This is a genomic window from Burkholderia sp. BCC0506 (genome assembly GCF_902833145.1).
Taxonomy (GTDB): Bacteria; Pseudomonadota; Gammaproteobacteria; order Burkholderiales; family Burkholderiaceae; genus Burkholderia.
This window is the reverse complement of the sequence record NZ_CADFEN010000005.1, coordinates 352784-367074: the sequence shown is the minus strand read 5'-3', so window position 1 is coordinate 367074 and position 14291 is coordinate 352784. Positions and strand designations below refer to the sequence as shown.

Here is a 14291-nt window from a genome sequence, read left to right as displayed (position 1 = left end):
GCCTGTGCAGGATGCCGCGTGCCGCCCGCATCCCACTAGTTGTTCGTGCTGTCAACGATCCTGCAAGCTGCATCGCCGCGCGTCCCGGTCGCGGGCCGTCGTGGCGTCAGGCAAAAAAGGGCCGCTCCAAAAAATGGGGAGGTGGACGTGGAGCGGCCGGTCCAAAGCCTGTCAGTGCATCGCGATCGCCATCAGAACTTGTAGGTCGCGCCAACCTGCGCAAATCGACCGACATACGTGTACAGCGACGTGTCGTAGCCCGTCTGGTAACTCGCGTTCATATAAACCGGGTCGAACGGCGGCGCACGATTGAAGATGTTGTCGATGCCCGCATAGATCGTCCAGTGCTTGAAGCCCGTGTAGCTGACCATCAGGTTGAACTGACTGTACGAAGCCACGCTGTCCTGCATGTTCGGATATTGGCCGGGCGACAGGATTGCCTGGCTGTACGGCCCCGTGAACATCCACGTCAACGTCGCATTCCATTGGTTGTGGTAGTTCCAGTTCAGACTCGTGTTGCCCTTCCAGCGCGGGAAGCTGCCGCCGAACGGCTCGTTCAGCGAACCGTTGTTGCCCGCGAAGTCGGTCGACACGCCGCCCATCGGCATCTTGAAGTGCCACACGTAGGCCCAGTCACCCGACAGCGTGAAAGTACCGATCTTGGTCGACACCGATTGACGGAAGGTCGTCTCGAAGCCGTCCGTATCGAGCGACGACAGGTTCATATACGGCAGCCGCACATACGCGATCGAACCGTTCGGGTTACGGATCACATTCGACGGATCGTTCTGGTCGACCACCGTCTGGATGTCTTCCGTGCCAATCACGTTGTCGATGTGGATCTTGTACCAGTCGAAGCCGAAATCGGTATTGCGGGTGGGCGACAGCTGGAAGCCGATGTTGTAGTTCTTGGTCCGCTCCGGCTGCAGCTTGCTGTTACCGGCCTGCACTTCCTCGACGAGGTTGTATGCGTTCGGGTTGTTAGGATCGTTCGGATCGACCGCGCCCTGCGCGCCGTAGGTCCTCGACGAGGTGTTCTCGATCAGCGTCGGTGCGCGGAAGCCACGGTTGTACGAACCGTACATCGTCAGCTCGCGGATCGGCTGAAAGCGCAGCGCGAAGCGCGGCGAGAACGCACCGCCGAAGTCACTGTAGTGGTCGTAGCGACCCGACTGGCTGAACGTCAGGTTCTTCACGATCGGAATGTCGATCTGGTAGTAGACCGCCGCGACGTTGCGCTCGCCATTGACCGATTGCAGCGCCGGCTGGATGAGCGTGCCGTTCGCGTAGTCCGCGCCCGTGCCGATGTACTGGCTCTGGTGCGTGAATTGCGTACCGAGGCCCAGGCCGACGTTACCCGTGGGCAGCGTGAACAGGTTCGGCGTCGACAGGGTCGCGTCGACAGCGTCGAGCTTCGTGATGGCCTGTGTCGACGTGCTTCCGTACAGCCCGTTCAACCCGTTCGGTGTCGACGATGGATTGGCGAAGTCGAACACGCCGTTCTGCACGATATTTTTCAGTGCGGCCGCGTTGATCAGGTTCGAATAGTTGTTCGACACCGTGTCCTGCGAATGCGTGTAGGACGCGGTCCAATCCCAATCCCCGACACGCGGCGTGCTGAACGAGCCTTTCACGCCTGTCGCGGCACGCCAGAAGTTGGAGCTCGTATGCACCGCCTGCGCGGCCGGAAATGCGTAGACCAGCTTCGCCGGCACGCCAAACGGGTTATACGGGTTGCTGCCCGGCACGAGGTTCGAAATCGGGGTGAGACCGCCCGTCGCCGGATCATAGGTCTGCGTGCTGTTACCGAGGCGGCCGACGAAGTTGTTCGTGACCGTCGTATTGTTGCTTTCCCACAGATCCGCGAACGCCTGCATCGCATCGTTGATCTTGAAGTCGGCGTGCACCTTCGCGCTCAGGCGTTCAGTCCACGGCGACAGCGACGATGCGTACGCGGTGTTGTTTGCGCACACCGTGCCGGGACCGTTGACCTGCGCGACGGAGGTGCCCGGCACGGCCTGGCCTCCGTTCGGACACGGGCTCAGCGGCACCTTCGCGCCGGTGGCCGGATTGCGCCAGTAGGAGACGCTCTGGTTCGACAAGCCGCCCGGGAAATTGGAGAAATTCTGGTTTTGCGTCGTGTCGCGATCGGCGATCGAGATGCCGTTCGACTTGTAGTAGCTGAGCGCCGCCGTCACGTTGAAGCGGTCGGCGTTCAGGTCGCCGAAACCGCCGAGGATGCTGAACTTCGTCGTGCCCTGGCCGCCTTCACCGTTCGTCGCACCACCGTAGCTGCCTCCCAGTTCAAGACCCTGAAAGTTTTTCTTCGTGATGATGTTCACCACGCCCGCGATTGCGTCGGAACCATACTGAGACACCGCGCCAGTCTTGACGATTTCGATACGGTCGATGATGTTGAGCGGCAGCGTGTTCAGGTCGAAGAACTGATCGCTGCCGTTCACCGCGAACGCATACGGCGACACCCGCATGCCGTCGATCAGCACCAGCGTGTATTTCTCGCTGAGACCGCGCAGCGCGATACCAGCGCCGCCCGGTGCGAAGCTGTTCGTCGTACCTTCGCTCCAGCTGCTTGCCGAATTCGCCGAGGTGCTGCGCAGGTAGTCAGCGACGCTGGTCTGACCGCTGTTCTCGATGTCCTTGCTCGTGATGGTCTGCACCTGGTTGAAGCCGACCTTGTCGGCCTGCCGGATCAGCGAACCCGTCACTTCGAACCGCTTGATCTGCGCGACCTTGCCCTGCCCATTCGCGCCGGGCGCGGCAGGCGTCGCCTCGGCTGCCGCACCGGGTCCCGCGGCAGCGACGGCGCCCGCCGTGCCGTCCGCCTGCGCAACGGTCACGGGTGCGCCGTTCGCGACCGCGTCCGCGATCGATGCGGCTCCCGGCGCCGGCTGGCTCTGGGCGAACGCCGGCGGCACCAGCGCGGCCGTCAGCGCCAGCTCCGCCCAGACTATCCTCTTGATGGCCAACGCCAAAACTCTCGGCTTCATCTTGTTCCCTCTCGCTCGTCAGTAAGACCCCACCCGCTGCGCGTCGGAACCTTGTGAATTCCGTCGCGCGTCCTGGGCATCCGTGTGCCGGAGCCCGCCATTGCCGACCTGCCAACCACCTCGACCCGAACGGACCGACCGTGCAGCGCGAACGCGACACGTCTCTTTCTCGTTATTTAATTTGCATGACTTATGACTTGCATTGTGCGCACGCTTTCTTTCCGTTTCGAATAATTCCGGCACGACGGGCTAGAACAGCCGCGGCGTACCGACCCAGACGATCACCGCATCTTCGTCGGCCGTGTTGTGCCACGCATGCGGCATCGTCGACTCGTAGTGCGCGGTGTCGCCCGCACTCAGCACGAACGTGCAATCCTCCAGCGTGAGCGCGATCCTGCCGCGCATCACGTAGAGAAACTCCTCGCCTGCATGCGTCGTCACTTCCGACGGCGACTGCCCCGCCGGTATCCTGACGAGAATCGCCTCGAGCTTGCGACCGTCCACGAGATTCGTCAGCCGGGCAAAGGAGCTCGCCGAGTTGGTGAACTGGAAATACTGCAATGCGTCGCCGCGGCACACCGAGCGCGCCTCGGTTGGCGTATCGATGAAGTACTGCATCGTCACACCGAGCGCCTTCGCAATTCGGACCAGCGACGTGATCGACGGCGTCGCGCGCCCGCGCTCGACCTGCGACAGGAACGGCTTCGAGATTCCTGCCATCGTGGCCGTTTCGTCGAGCGTGAGGTTCAGGCGCTGTCGAAGCGAGCGGATCTTGTTGCCGAGCGAAATCGCGACGAGCACCGATTCATCGGGAGGCAAGACCATGGAAGAGCGGACCCTCTCAATCGAAATCGGTTTGATGTCGGCACGCCTTGCCCGATGCCATGAGGCTGCCGCGGCGCGACACGCCGTTCCGCTTCGCCGCCGGGCGCGCGTCGCATGCGGCGAGAAACGGGACTCCCGCCTCTCGGCCGCGCGATTCACGCTCATTTCATTCGGTTTGCTAATTAACAAGACTGCCCCTTATCTTCGTCCAGACAGACTTCCCTGCCGTCAGCTTCCGTCAGATCACCGTCCTACCTCGTGTACGCGGCACGGCGCCCATCGTCGGGCACCTGCCTTCCGCTGCATCCCGTCAGCGCGACGCGACGGCGGTCCAGAGCTTCGCCAGATCCCCTGATCCGTCGGTACCCTTCACCGTGCGCAGCACCTGGAGCGCGTGGGCCTTCTGGCCCGCCACGTAATACGCCTCGCCGAGCCGCAGCCGCGCCGCATCGGGATGCTCGATCCCGCCCTTCGCGATCGCCTGCTCCATCATCGACAGCCCCTGCGCCGCGTGGCCCGCGAACACGAGATTCATGCCGGCGTCGATCGGCGCCACCGGATTGGCGGCATCCGAGCCCGACTGCGCACGCTTGGCGGCCAGCGCCTGCAGCCGTTTCTCGCGGTCCGCCTGCGCATCCTTGCCCAGCACGCCGGACGCGAATCCCTGGTCGATCACCTGCCTGCCTTCGGCCGGCGTTCCGGCCACCAGGGCGAGCTGCGTCATCTCCATATAGGCATCGGCCGTCGTGAGCGAGCCCGTCGCCCTGCGCAGCCGGTAGATGTCGAGGTCGAGCGACGACAGGTAACCGGGGCTGCCGCGAATGGCCGAAACCATTTCGTCCCAGTACGCGGGGCTCGGATGATAAGCCACCAGCATGCCGAGCGCGTTGCGATACGCGCCGGTATCCTTGCTCTTCTGCGCACAGGTCGCCAGCATCTGCAACTGCGCTTCGTCCGGCGCGTGGCCGGCCTTCGCCTGTGCATCCGTGCTCGCCTTCAGCTGGCTCACAACCTGACTGCAATCGTTCGACAGGTAATACGACTGCGTGAGCAGCGTGTGCATTTCCGGATCCGTGCCGCCCGCCTTCAGGTAGCGCTGCGCGACGCGGATCGCCTGCGGATAGTTCTTCTGCTGGAAATAGATCCCGGCGAGCGCCGCCGTCGTCCGCTGCTCTTCGTCGCCCGACAGGCGCCCCGAGTTCAGGACGGTTTCGTAGGCCTGCGCGGCCACGCCGGTGTCGCCGGCCGCCATCGCCGTCGCGCCGCGCGTCGCTTCCACCATGTAGGTTTCATACGGCGTGCGGTTGGGCACGGCGGCCGCCTGCGCGATCTTGCCGAGGGCATCGCGATACTTGTGCGCGCGATACAGCTCCTGCGCCGCCGCCAGCGGCTTCGCCACATCGGGGCGCAGCGCGTCGGCCGCCCACGCCGGCCGGCCGAGCGCGCAGGCGGCCCCGAGCGCCGTCACCGCCATCATCCGTTTCCATCGTCGCTGGTTCATCGGTCGGTCTGTCCCGTCATTGCATGAACTGCTCGTTGCCGATCAGGCCGATCTTCGTCGCGCCCACGCGCTGCGCGGACGCCAGTACGGCCGCCACGTCCTTGTACGGCGCCAGCTTGTTCGGCCGCAGATGGATCTCCGCCTGCACGGGTTCGTGCGCGACCTGCGTCAGCTTCGCCTCGAGTGCCGCGCGGTCCGGCACCGGCGCGCCATTCCACGTCGTCGTCCCGTCGAAGTCGATATCGATCTGCACGACTTCCGGCTGGGTAGCGGGCGGCGGCGGGTTACCCACCGGCAGGTCCATCTTCACCGAATGCATCTGGATCGGGATCGTGATGATCAGCATGATCAGCAGCACCAGCATCACGTCGATCAGCGGCGTGGTGTTGATGTCGACCATCACGTCCGGCTCGCTGCCGCTCCCGCCCGAAGGCACGTTCATTCCCATCTTCTGCTCCTGTCAAGGCTAACCGCCACGCGCCGGCGGTTCCGTAATGAACGACACCTTCGCGATACCCGCCCGCTCGCACATCGTGATGACGCGGCCGATGAACTCGTAACGCGTGTTCTGGTCGCCCCGCACGTGCACGCTCGGCTGCGGTTGCTGCTGCGACACCCCCTTCAGCTTCACGAGCAACGTCGACGCATCCACCAGTTGCTCGCCCCAGAAGAAATCGCCGTCGCGGTTCACCGCGATCTCGACGCTCTTCGGCGTGGTCTGCAGCGGCTGCACGACCTCCTTCGGCAACTGCAGCTGGATCGTGTGCGTGACGACCGGAATCGTGATCAGGAAGATGATCAGCAACACCAGCATCACGTCGACGAGCGGCGTCGTGTTGATGTTCGCGATCACCTCGTCGCTTTCGTCCTGCCCGACGTTCATGCCCATCGCGCGCCTCCGTCAGCCGGTCAGTTCACGAGCGACGCGGCAGGCGACGGCGCGCGAGCGGGACGCTTGCTGCCGGCCAGCAGCACGGTATGCAGCTGGGCGCCGAAGTTGCGGACCCGCTCCATCACCGACTTGTTGCGCCGGACCAGGAAGTTGTAGCCGAGTACGGCAGGCACCGCGACCGCCAGGCCGATCGCCGTCATGATGAGCGCCTCGCCCACCGGGCCCGCGACCTTGTCGATCGACGCCTGACCCGCGATCCCGATCGCCGTCAGCGCGTGGTAGATCCCCCAGACCGTGCCGAACAGCCCGACGAACGGCGCCGTCGAGCCGACCGTCGCCAGGAACGCGAGCCCGTCCTGCAGGCGGTTCGACACGTTCGTGATCGAGCGCTCGACGGACACGTCGATCCACGTATTGCGATCCACGGCTTCGAGCAGCGCCTCGTCGTGATGCTCGCCCGCCTCGATCGCCGTCTCGGCGATGAAGCGGAACGGCGACGCCTCGTCGAGCAACTTCGCGCCCTCGGCCAGCGACGGCGCGCTCCAGAGCTGCGCATCGGCGAGTTTCGCGCGGCGGTTCGCCCGCAATTGCTCGACGAACTTCGTGATCATGATGTACCAGCTGCCCATCGACATGATCACGAGCAGCATCAGCACGAAGCGCGCGACGAAGTCGCCGTTCTTCCATAGCGCGCCGAGCCCGTACGGATTCTCGACCGCTTCGGTCGTGGCCGGCGCCGGCGGCGGAGCCGGCTCGGCGGCGGACGGCGCCGGCGCCGCGGCCTGTGTCAAGGCGTCGGATGTCGCCGTGGATCCGCTCGCTTGCGCGTAAGCGAGTTGCGGTGCAACGAGCCCGTCGATTGCAGCGACGGACATCAACAGGCTTGCCGCCAGCGCGGCCAGAGAACGCTTCGTCATACCCCACTCCAATTCTTTCGTTGAACTTACTATCTGAGTTCGAGCCGGTTTTCCCCGGTCCGGCTTCCGCCGGACCGCCCACTACGTCAATTCAGGTTGAACGAGAACGGCACCTGCACCCGTACTGCCTGGCCTTGCGCCACGCATTTGAACCGCTTCACGGTGTTGTAGGCCGCACGATCGAGCACGGGGTCGGCCGACTGGGCCACGCGTTCGTTCGTGATGTTCCCTTCCGCATCCACGACGAACTCGATCGTCACGTCACCCGTGATGTTGTTTTCCTGCGCTTCCTTCGGGTACTGCATCGACGCGCGAATCGAGTCCGAATTCGGGCAGACGACCCCCACTTCGTGACTGACCGGCTTGGCAGGCGCGGGCGGTGCGATGACCGGCGCCTGCACGGCCGGCGCGGACGGCACCGGTGCCGACTGGTGCGTGATCGGCGCCGCCTGCGGCGGTGCCTGCACCGGCACTTCCGGCGGCGGCACGAACGGCGGCGGCGGCGGCGCGAACTTCGGCGGCGGAAGCTTGACGACCGGCAGCGGCGGTGGCGGCGGCGGCTTCACCGGCTCGATGATGCGGGTTTCGATCGGATGCTGGATCACCTGCACGACTTTCGTCGCGAGGCCGTTGAGCAATGCGTAGATCAGCACTGCATGCAACAGGAGGACGACTGCGATGCCGCCGAAACGGCGCACCGGATTCTGCTGCTTCTTGCCGAATTCTCGCGGACGCCCTAGCGTGGCCAGCCCGCTGTTCGAAGCAACCAGATGCTCTTCGACTTTCATGCCCACTATCCATCCCCCAAGCGAATCGCCCAGTTTCGCGACGATGACCGGCTCCGGAACCGGGTCGGCTCCGTCTCCGTCTCATCACGAAATTTCATTTTTAATTCAATTAGTGATCCGAATTGAAAGCATCGGCTTCGGATCCTGTTCATTCAATTTCAAGGAATCGTTTCAACTGCAACGGGATAGCCGCCCTATCCGGCGCCCACCCCGAACCAGCGCATTCAGGCATTTGTCAGCTGCGTCGACGCTGGCATACCTTCGCATGACGATTGGTGCTTCGTTACGCGCTGATGTCAGCCAGGCCGTTCTTCTTGGGTGCAGAAGATAGCAAGGAAAAAATTTGGGCGTCAAACTTTATTTGATACTCGAATACAAAGTTTGGAGGCGTTACTCGAATTACGAGTTAGTAAACCTCATTAACCATTTTCCATTTGTTCAGTAATTATTTTGTATGAAATCGCACCAATCGAGTGAGTCCAATATAAACAGTCACCAATTTAGTGCGGTGCACCGAATCGGCGCGCCCGACGCAAGCATCGCCGGATACGTTTCGTTGTCTCATGCACGGATGGAAGCCGATCGGCCGTTTTCATGCGTAGCCAGGGCTTGTTCATGAGATGTTCGAACGGACCCATCGCTTACCTAGAAAGGATTCCGAATCAAAAACAAAAGAGCTTTTCCTACCGATCGAATCCACACAATTATCCGGACAACGAATCTCTTTTCCGACGCAGCATGTGGCTGCATCGGCGTGAATGCATTGCCCGACGCTCGGCGCACACGGGCATCTCCCCTTCACCGAGCCCGGTGGGAAAATGCCCGCGCATGCGTCATCGACGCGCGACCGGCATCGCTCAGGACAGCATCATCCCCTGCATCCGGTGCGAGAAATGCGCGCGCTCGGCCGTCTCCATCAGCGTCAGGAATTCGTCCTGCATCATGTGAATCAGCGCTTCATGGTCGCCGGCCTCGAAATAGACTTCCGGCTGCTGCGCGAGACGTTCCTCGAGGAACGTCTTCATCCCGTACGCCATGCAGACCGGCGGCAGCGCGCCCATGTCGCAATCCTTGAACAGCTCGCGCAATTCGACCTCCCGGGCGAGCACGAGATGGCGTCCCGTCTTCACCCAGAGATCCGACAGGCGCACGGCGTGCGTGGTCGGCAATACGGCGGCGACGTAGCCGTCGGCGTCCTCGAGGAGCACCGTTTTCGCGAGACGGTCGCCGGGAATGTGCGCGGCGGCAGCCGTCTCCATGCTCGTATGGCTGTAGGGGTGGTACACGACTTCGTACCGCGATGACTTCTGGCGCAGGCAATCCTGCAGGGTGGCTGAGACCGGCATGGCACACCTCGTCTGGATGAATCGGGCGAACGGCGTTCGCTCCGGATTCGTTCAGCATAGGTCGCATTCCGGCCCAATGGAAACGCTCTCGCGCACCGCCCGTGCGGACGGCCAGGGAGGCTGTTCCCGTCGTTTTCGATCCGCCCGCCCACCCCGCCGGCATGCGAAATCCGGACCCGGAATACGCGTGGCGGGCCCTCATTTCCTGTAGACGAATTTGCCACGAGGATGCGTCGAGGCCGGCGAACCGGGCAATTTGCCGACGTTGAAAAAATAGACTGTTAGTTGCGTTTAAGGAAGAACACCATGATATCGCCCTCCATGCGTCGTTCAAAAAGAGCCACCCCGCGAATACCCGTCGCCGCGCCGGCAAACCACGCCGTCAACGGCTTTCCCGGTGTCCTATACTGAGCCGGCCGCCCATCCTCCCGCGGCGGAAACCCACTCCTGGAGCGATCATGCATTACCAGTTGATCTACGAACTCGTCGACGATTACCTGTCTCGACGCGAACCGTTCCGGGCGCAGCATCTCGCGCTCGCGCAGGCTGCGACCGAGCGCGGCGAACTCGTGCTCGCCGGCGCGCTGGCGGACCCGGCCGATCAGGCCATACTCGTGTTCGAAGGCGATTCGCCGGAGGCGGCCGAATCGTTCGCGCGCGCCGATCCGTACGTGCAGAACGGCCTCGTGAAATCGTGGCGCGTGCGGCCGTGGCGCGTCGTGGTCGGCAAGCATGCGCCGCGTCCGGCGTGAAGCCGGGCTACAGCCACCCTGCCCGCTTGAAACGCCACCACAGCGCGAGGTCGGCGACGGCCATCACCGCGATGCAGCCGTAGAACCCGTATTTCAGGTGCAGTTCGGGCATGTTCGCGAAGTTCATTCCGTAGATACCGGCGATCATCGTCGGTATCGCGAACAGCGCGGCGAACGAGCCGAGCCGCTTGGTCACCTCGTTCTCCGCGAGCGAAATCATCCCGAGGTTGACCTGGATCGCGGTGACGACCATCTCGCGCCGCCCTTCGATCGTCTTCACGATCCGCTGCAGATGGTCGTACACATCGCGAAAATAGGCAGCCATCCCGCTGCACACCTGCGGCACGCGCCCGCCGGTGAGCTTCGCGAGCGGCTCCATCAACGGCGCCGTGTGCTGGTACAGCAGCACGAGCCGACGCTTGAGCGAATAGAGATCCTCGATGATCGCGCGCGACGACGCAGGCGTCGCCTTCGCGAAGATGCGGTCCTCGAGTTCCTCGAGCTCGGTACCGAGCGTTTCGAGAATCGGGAAATACCGGTCGACGACCTGGTCCATCAGCGCGTAGAACACGAACGCCGCCCCCTCCCGCAGCAGATGCGGCTCCCGCTCGCAACGCTTGCGCACGTCGCGGAAATCCTGCTCGGTATGGTTGCGGATCGACAGCACGTAGTTCGGGCCGACGAACACGTTCAGTTCGCCGACCTTGAATTCGTCGTCCTCGTCGAGTTCGACCGTATGCAGCACCGCGAACAGCGAATCGCCGTATTCCTCGATCTTCGGCCGCTGATGGCCCTTGCGGGCATCCTCGAGCGCAAGCTCGTGCAACCCGAACTCCTCGCCCATCAGCGCGATTTCCTCGGGCGTCGGATCCTTCAGCGCGACCCACACGAAGCATTCGGGCTTCGACACGTAATCGCTGATGGCGTCGATTTCGATATCGGCCAGCTTGCGGCCGTCCTGGTAAGCAGCACAGTTGATCAGCATGTTGTCCGTGACGTTGCGGTTTGCGCATCAGTTTACCGGTTTGCCGCACGGACGGCCCGGCTTGCGCGGCACGCCGATATTGGTCATGATCGGGCTGCGTGCGCCGCAGCACGCGCGTCGGCGCACGTCGACAGGCTCGACCGGCCTGCGTTGCGCTGTGCACAACGGCCGTGCGGCCCAATCGTCAAGGAGACAGACCCATGTGGTATTTCTCGTGGATACTCGGCATCGGCGTGGCACTCGGCTTCGGCATCATCAACGCGATGTGGCTGGAAGCGGAAGTGTTCTCGCGCGGCGACACGTCGGGCCAGCAGTCGGGGAGCCGGTATTCGTGACGCACCTGGTGTTCTTCTGCGGTCACGCCGGCACCGGCAAGACCACGCTTGCGAAGCGGCTCATCGGGCCGCTGATGCGCGCGACCGGCGAGGCGTTCTGCCTGCTCGACAAGGACACGCTGTACGGCCGCTACAGCGCGGCCGCGATGGGCGCGCTCACGGACGACCCGAACGACCGCGACAGCCCGCTCTACCTGAAACATCTTCGCGATCCCGAATACCAGGGCCTGCTCGACACGGCCCGTGAAAATCTCTCGCTCGGCATCGGCGTACTCGTCGTCGGCCCGCTGTCGCGTGAAGTGCGCGACCGGCGCCTCCTCGATCGCGCGTGGCTCGGCATCGCGCCGGACGTCACGCTGACGGTCGTCTGGGTTCACACGTCGGAAGACGTCGCCCGCCAGCGGATCGTCGCGCGCGCGAACCCGAACGATGCGTACAAGCTCGCGCACTGGGACGAATACCGGCAGCGCCGCTTCGTGCCGACCGGCCGCGAATGCGACGGCATCGTGATGTTCGACAACACCGCGCCGTCCGACGCGGACATCGATGCGCTGCTGTACCGCATCGTGCCGCCGTCGCAACCGGCGACGATCGTCCCGCCGCTGCCGGCCTGAGCGCGCCGCCCGCCTCCGCAAAAAACAACGCCGGAAGCGCTGCTGCGCTCCCGGCGTCGTACGGCCCTCGTGCCGGTGACTGGCGAATGGTCTTGCAACCGCGGTCAGGCGAGCGCGTGCACGCGCTCCATCGTGCCGCCGTCGTACAGCTTGCCGAAACGGTTCGACAGGAACGCCTTCAGCGACACCTTTTCCTGCGGGATGAAACCGCTCTGCGGCAGCTTCTTTTCGCGGAACAGATCCAGCACCGCGCACATCGCGCCGGCCGTCGTGATCTGGATCGCGCTCATGTGCATCCCGCACACGTCCTTCGCGAAGATCTTGCGCGTGAACACGTCCTGCACCAGTTGGCCGTCCTTCACGCCCGTCACCGTGACGAACACGAGCACGACGTCCTGCTTCGTCGACGGCACCGCGCGGCGCATGATCGACTTCAGCGTGTCGCGATCGCTCGACAGGCGCAGGTCTTCCAGCAGGAACTGGACGAGCTCGCGGTGGCCCGGGTAGCGCACCGACTTGTAGTCGAGCGTCTCGACCTTGCCCGACAGCGTCTCGCACAGGGTGCCGAGGCCGCCCGACGTGTTGAACGCTTCGTATTCGGTGCCGTCGAGCGAGAAGTGCTCGAGACCTTCGAGCGGCTGCACCCACTGCTTGCGGCCGTCGCGGATCGCTTCGCACGGCTGGCAGTATTCGTTGATCAGGCCGTCGACGCTCCACGTCAGGTTGTACTTCAACGCGTTGGTCGGGTATTCGGGCAGCGCGCCGACGCGCATCTTCACGTCGCGCACTTCGCTGAAGCCGTTCACGAGCTCGTGCGCGGCGATGCCGATGAAGCCCGGCGCGAGGCCGCACTGCGGCATGAACGCGCGGTCGGAGCCGTCGGCCAGTTCGCGGATCGCGTGGGTGGCGCGCACGTCCTCGGTCAGGTCGAAGTAGTGAACGCCGGCCGCCTTCGCGGCGGCCGCCACGTTGACCGCGAGGTAGTAAGGCAGCGCGTTGACGAGCGCATCGAAGCCCTTCACTGCTTCGCGAATCGCATTCGCATCGGCCGAATCGACCCGTTGCGTCGCGATGCCTTCGCGCGACAGCTTCGCGAGCGCATCCGCATCGCGGTCGAACGCGACGACTTCGTAGTCGCCCGTTTCGCGCAGCATGTGAGCAATGGTGTGGCCGATCAGACCTGCGCCGACGATGGCGATTTTCATGCGCTTATCTCCTGATGATGGGTTGGTGTTGTGGACGGCGTCGAGCCATGAACCACAGTGTAGGGACGCTCAAAATCAGTTCCAAGACGAAGAATGATGTGAAACGACCTGTAATTTCGACGTTATGACGAATAATTTCGACGAAACGACAGATTCATCTAAAAATCGCGTAGCGGTGCGGTCGCAAACCGGCCGTTGGCGATTGCGCATTGCAAGGAGAAGGTGACGACCGACGGCGTGGCGCCGGACGCACGAACGACTCATGCGTCAGGTGCGACACGCCGTGTCGAAGTGGAATGCGAAGGAAAACCCGGGAGAGACGCGCGAGCGGCGCGAAAGAACGGCAGCGGGCCCCCGTGCCGATCACGAAGTACAGCGAAGGCCGATACGAATGCTTGCGGGCAAATGCCCGACCTCGATCCGGTTACTTGTGACGCGACGACACTTGCGCGGCGCAGGCGCTTGCGCCGTCATGCACGCGCAGCGTGCAACCGATCAGCCGCCGATCGTCCCGCGATCGATCTTGCGCGACAGGATGATCGACGTCGTCGTGCGCTCGACCCCTTCGAGCGTGCCGATCTGGTCGAGCAGATCGTTGAGCCGCTCCGGCGAATCGGCGCGCAGCCACGCGACGTAGTCGTACTCGCCGCTCACCGCGCACAGCAGCTGGACTTCGGGCATCCGGTCGAGCTTGCGCAACACGTCCTTGCCGAACTTCGGCGTGAGGATGATGCCGACGTACGCATAAATGCTGGCATCGAGCACGTCCTGCCCGAGCCGCACGCTGTACCCGGCGATCACGTTGGTGCGCTCGAGCCGCGCGATGCGTGCGACGACCGTCGTGCGCGCGACGTCGAGCTGGCGCGCGAGATCCGCGACGCTGGCGCGCGCATCGGCTTGCAGCAGCGCGACGAGCTGCCGGTCGAGATCGTCGAGTTGGTCGAGGCGGGGTGGACGCATGACGCTGGGCCGGCATGCATATGCCGGCAAAGTGGAAAGTGACGCGATGATAGCGCCTAACGCCGGCGCGCCCAACCGGCATCGCCTGGATTCGCCCCTTCAATTTCGATTCGTATCGGATGTAAGCAAGTGTCGCATTCACTGCCGCGCTGCACCCGACGTG

At 63.8% G+C, this 14291-nt stretch carries 14 protein-coding genes; 3 read left to right on the top strand and 11 right to left on the bottom strand.

The annotated features are described in order from the left end of the window. Window positions 1–191: 191 nt before the first annotated feature. From HWX62_RS14180 to HWX62_RS14145, 8 genes are all read right to left on the bottom strand, one after another. Window positions 192–3008: a TonB-dependent receptor gene (locus HWX62_RS14180; protein WP_175929146.1), complete on the bottom strand. Its 2817-nt coding sequence runs from the start codon at window positions 3006–3008 to the stop codon at window positions 192–194. Window positions 3009–3257: 249 nt separating this feature from the next. Then, window positions 3258–3833, bottom strand: coding sequence for a cupin domain-containing protein (locus HWX62_RS14175; RefSeq protein WP_175929145.1), 576 nt, complete (start codon window positions 3831–3833; stop codon window positions 3258–3260). Window positions 3834–4143: 310 nt separating this feature from the next. Beyond that, a complete protein-coding gene (locus tag HWX62_RS14170) occupies window positions 4144–5334 on the bottom strand; it encodes a tetratricopeptide repeat protein (RefSeq protein WP_175929144.1) in 1191 nt (396 codons plus the stop codon). 16 nt (window positions 5335–5350) lie between these two features. Next, on the bottom strand, window positions 5351–5782 hold the full coding sequence (locus HWX62_RS14165; RefSeq protein WP_175929143.1) for a biopolymer transporter ExbD: 432 nt from the start codon (window positions 5780–5782) through the stop codon (window positions 5351–5353). An 18-nt stretch (window positions 5783–5800) separates the two neighbouring features. Beyond that, entirely contained in the window at window positions 5801–6223 is a 423-nt protein-coding gene (locus HWX62_RS14160) for a biopolymer transporter ExbD (protein ID WP_175929142.1), read from the bottom strand. A 20-nt stretch (window positions 6224–6243) separates the two neighbouring features. Then, entirely contained in the window at window positions 6244–7143 is a 900-nt protein-coding gene (locus HWX62_RS14155; RefSeq protein WP_175929141.1) for a MotA/TolQ/ExbB proton channel family protein, read from the bottom strand. An 86-nt stretch (window positions 7144–7229) separates the two neighbouring features. After that, entirely contained in the window at window positions 7230–7931 is a 702-nt protein-coding gene (locus HWX62_RS14150; protein WP_175929140.1) for an energy transducer TonB, read from the bottom strand. An 857-nt stretch (window positions 7932–8788) separates the two neighbouring features. Then, window positions 8789–9277 (bottom strand): YbaK/EbsC family protein, encoded by a 489-nt coding sequence (locus HWX62_RS14145; RefSeq protein WP_175929139.1) that lies wholly within the window; start codon window positions 9275–9277, stop codon window positions 8789–8791. A 458-nt stretch (window positions 9278–9735) separates the two neighbouring features. Between HWX62_RS14145 and HWX62_RS14140 the strand changes: the two genes are divergently transcribed. Beyond that, complete coding sequence (locus HWX62_RS14140) at window positions 9736–10029, top strand: YciI-like protein (RefSeq protein WP_175929138.1); 294 nt, start codon at window positions 9736–9738, stop codon at window positions 10027–10029. Between the two features lie 7 nt (window positions 10030–10036). On the opposite strand, the gene corA is transcribed toward HWX62_RS14140, so the two are convergent. Beyond that, entirely contained in the window at window positions 10037–11014 is a 978-nt protein-coding gene (corA, locus tag HWX62_RS14135) for a magnesium/cobalt transporter CorA (RefSeq protein WP_175929137.1), read from the bottom strand. A 200-nt stretch (window positions 11015–11214) separates the two neighbouring features. On the opposite strand from corA, the gene cydX reads away from it, so the two are divergent. Then, window positions 11215–11349 (top strand): cytochrome bd-I oxidase subunit CydX, encoded by a 135-nt coding sequence (gene cydX, locus HWX62_RS14130; RefSeq protein ID WP_175929136.1) that lies wholly within the window; start codon window positions 11215–11217, stop codon window positions 11347–11349. Then, window positions 11346–11963: an ATP-binding protein gene (locus HWX62_RS14125; protein ID WP_175929135.1), complete on the top strand. Its 618-nt coding sequence runs from the start codon at window positions 11346–11348 to the stop codon at window positions 11961–11963. Before cydX ends, HWX62_RS14125 begins: the two co-directional genes overlap by 4 nt. A gap of 104 nt (window positions 11964–12067) precedes the next feature. Here HWX62_RS14125 and HWX62_RS14120 read toward each other — a convergent pair whose 3' ends face one another. Beyond that, window positions 12068–13168, bottom strand: a complete 1101-nt coding sequence (locus tag HWX62_RS14120; RefSeq protein ID WP_175929134.1) for a saccharopine dehydrogenase C-terminal domain-containing protein — start codon at window positions 13166–13168, stop codon at window positions 12068–12070. A gap of 495 nt (window positions 13169–13663) precedes the next feature. Then, on the bottom strand, window positions 13664–14128 hold the full coding sequence (locus HWX62_RS14115) for an Lrp/AsnC family transcriptional regulator (protein ID WP_006481526.1): 465 nt from the start codon (window positions 14126–14128) through the stop codon (window positions 13664–13666). Window positions 14129–14291 lie beyond the last annotated feature (163 nt).

Excerpts from the sequence above, each read along its gene's own strand:
- HWX62_RS14150 (WP_175929140.1), bottom strand. The coding sequence starts at position 7,931 with ATGAAAGTCGAAGAGCATCTGGTTGCTTCGAACAGCGGGCTGGCCACG.
- HWX62_RS14170 (WP_175929144.1), bottom strand. The coding sequence starts at position 5,334 with ATGAACCAGCGACGATGGAAACGGATGATGGCGGTGACGGCGCTCGGG.
- HWX62_RS14175 (WP_175929145.1), bottom strand. The coding sequence starts at position 3,833 with ATGGTCTTGCCTCCCGATGAATCGGTGCTCGTCGCGATTTCGCTCGGC.
- corA (WP_175929137.1), bottom strand. The coding sequence starts at position 11,014 with ATGCTGATCAACTGTGCTGCTTACCAGGACGGCCGCAAGCTGGCCGAT.
- HWX62_RS14145 (WP_175929139.1), bottom strand. The coding sequence starts at position 9,277 with ATGCCGGTCTCAGCCACCCTGCAGGATTGCCTGCGCCAGAAGTCATCG.
- HWX62_RS14140 (WP_175929138.1), top strand. The coding sequence starts at position 9,736 with ATGCATTACCAGTTGATCTACGAACTCGTCGACGATTACCTGTCTCGA.
- HWX62_RS14180 (WP_175929146.1), bottom strand. The coding sequence starts at position 3,008 with ATGAAGCCGAGAGTTTTGGCGTTGGCCATCAAGAGGATAGTCTGGGCG.
- HWX62_RS14155 (WP_175929141.1), bottom strand. The coding sequence starts at position 7,143 with ATGACGAAGCGTTCTCTGGCCGCGCTGGCGGCAAGCCTGTTGATGTCC.
- cydX (WP_175929136.1), top strand. The coding sequence starts at position 11,215 with ATGTGGTATTTCTCGTGGATACTCGGCATCGGCGTGGCACTCGGCTTC.
- HWX62_RS14160 (WP_175929142.1), bottom strand. The coding sequence starts at position 6,223 with ATGGGCATGAACGTCGGGCAGGACGAAAGCGACGAGGTGATCGCGAAC.
- HWX62_RS14165 (WP_175929143.1), bottom strand. The coding sequence starts at position 5,782 with ATGGGAATGAACGTGCCTTCGGGCGGGAGCGGCAGCGAGCCGGACGTG.
- HWX62_RS14115 (WP_006481526.1), bottom strand. The coding sequence starts at position 14,128 with ATGCGTCCACCCCGCCTCGACCAACTCGACGATCTCGACCGGCAGCTC.
- HWX62_RS14120 (WP_175929134.1), bottom strand. The coding sequence starts at position 13,168 with ATGAAAATCGCCATCGTCGGCGCAGGTCTGATCGGCCACACCATTGCT.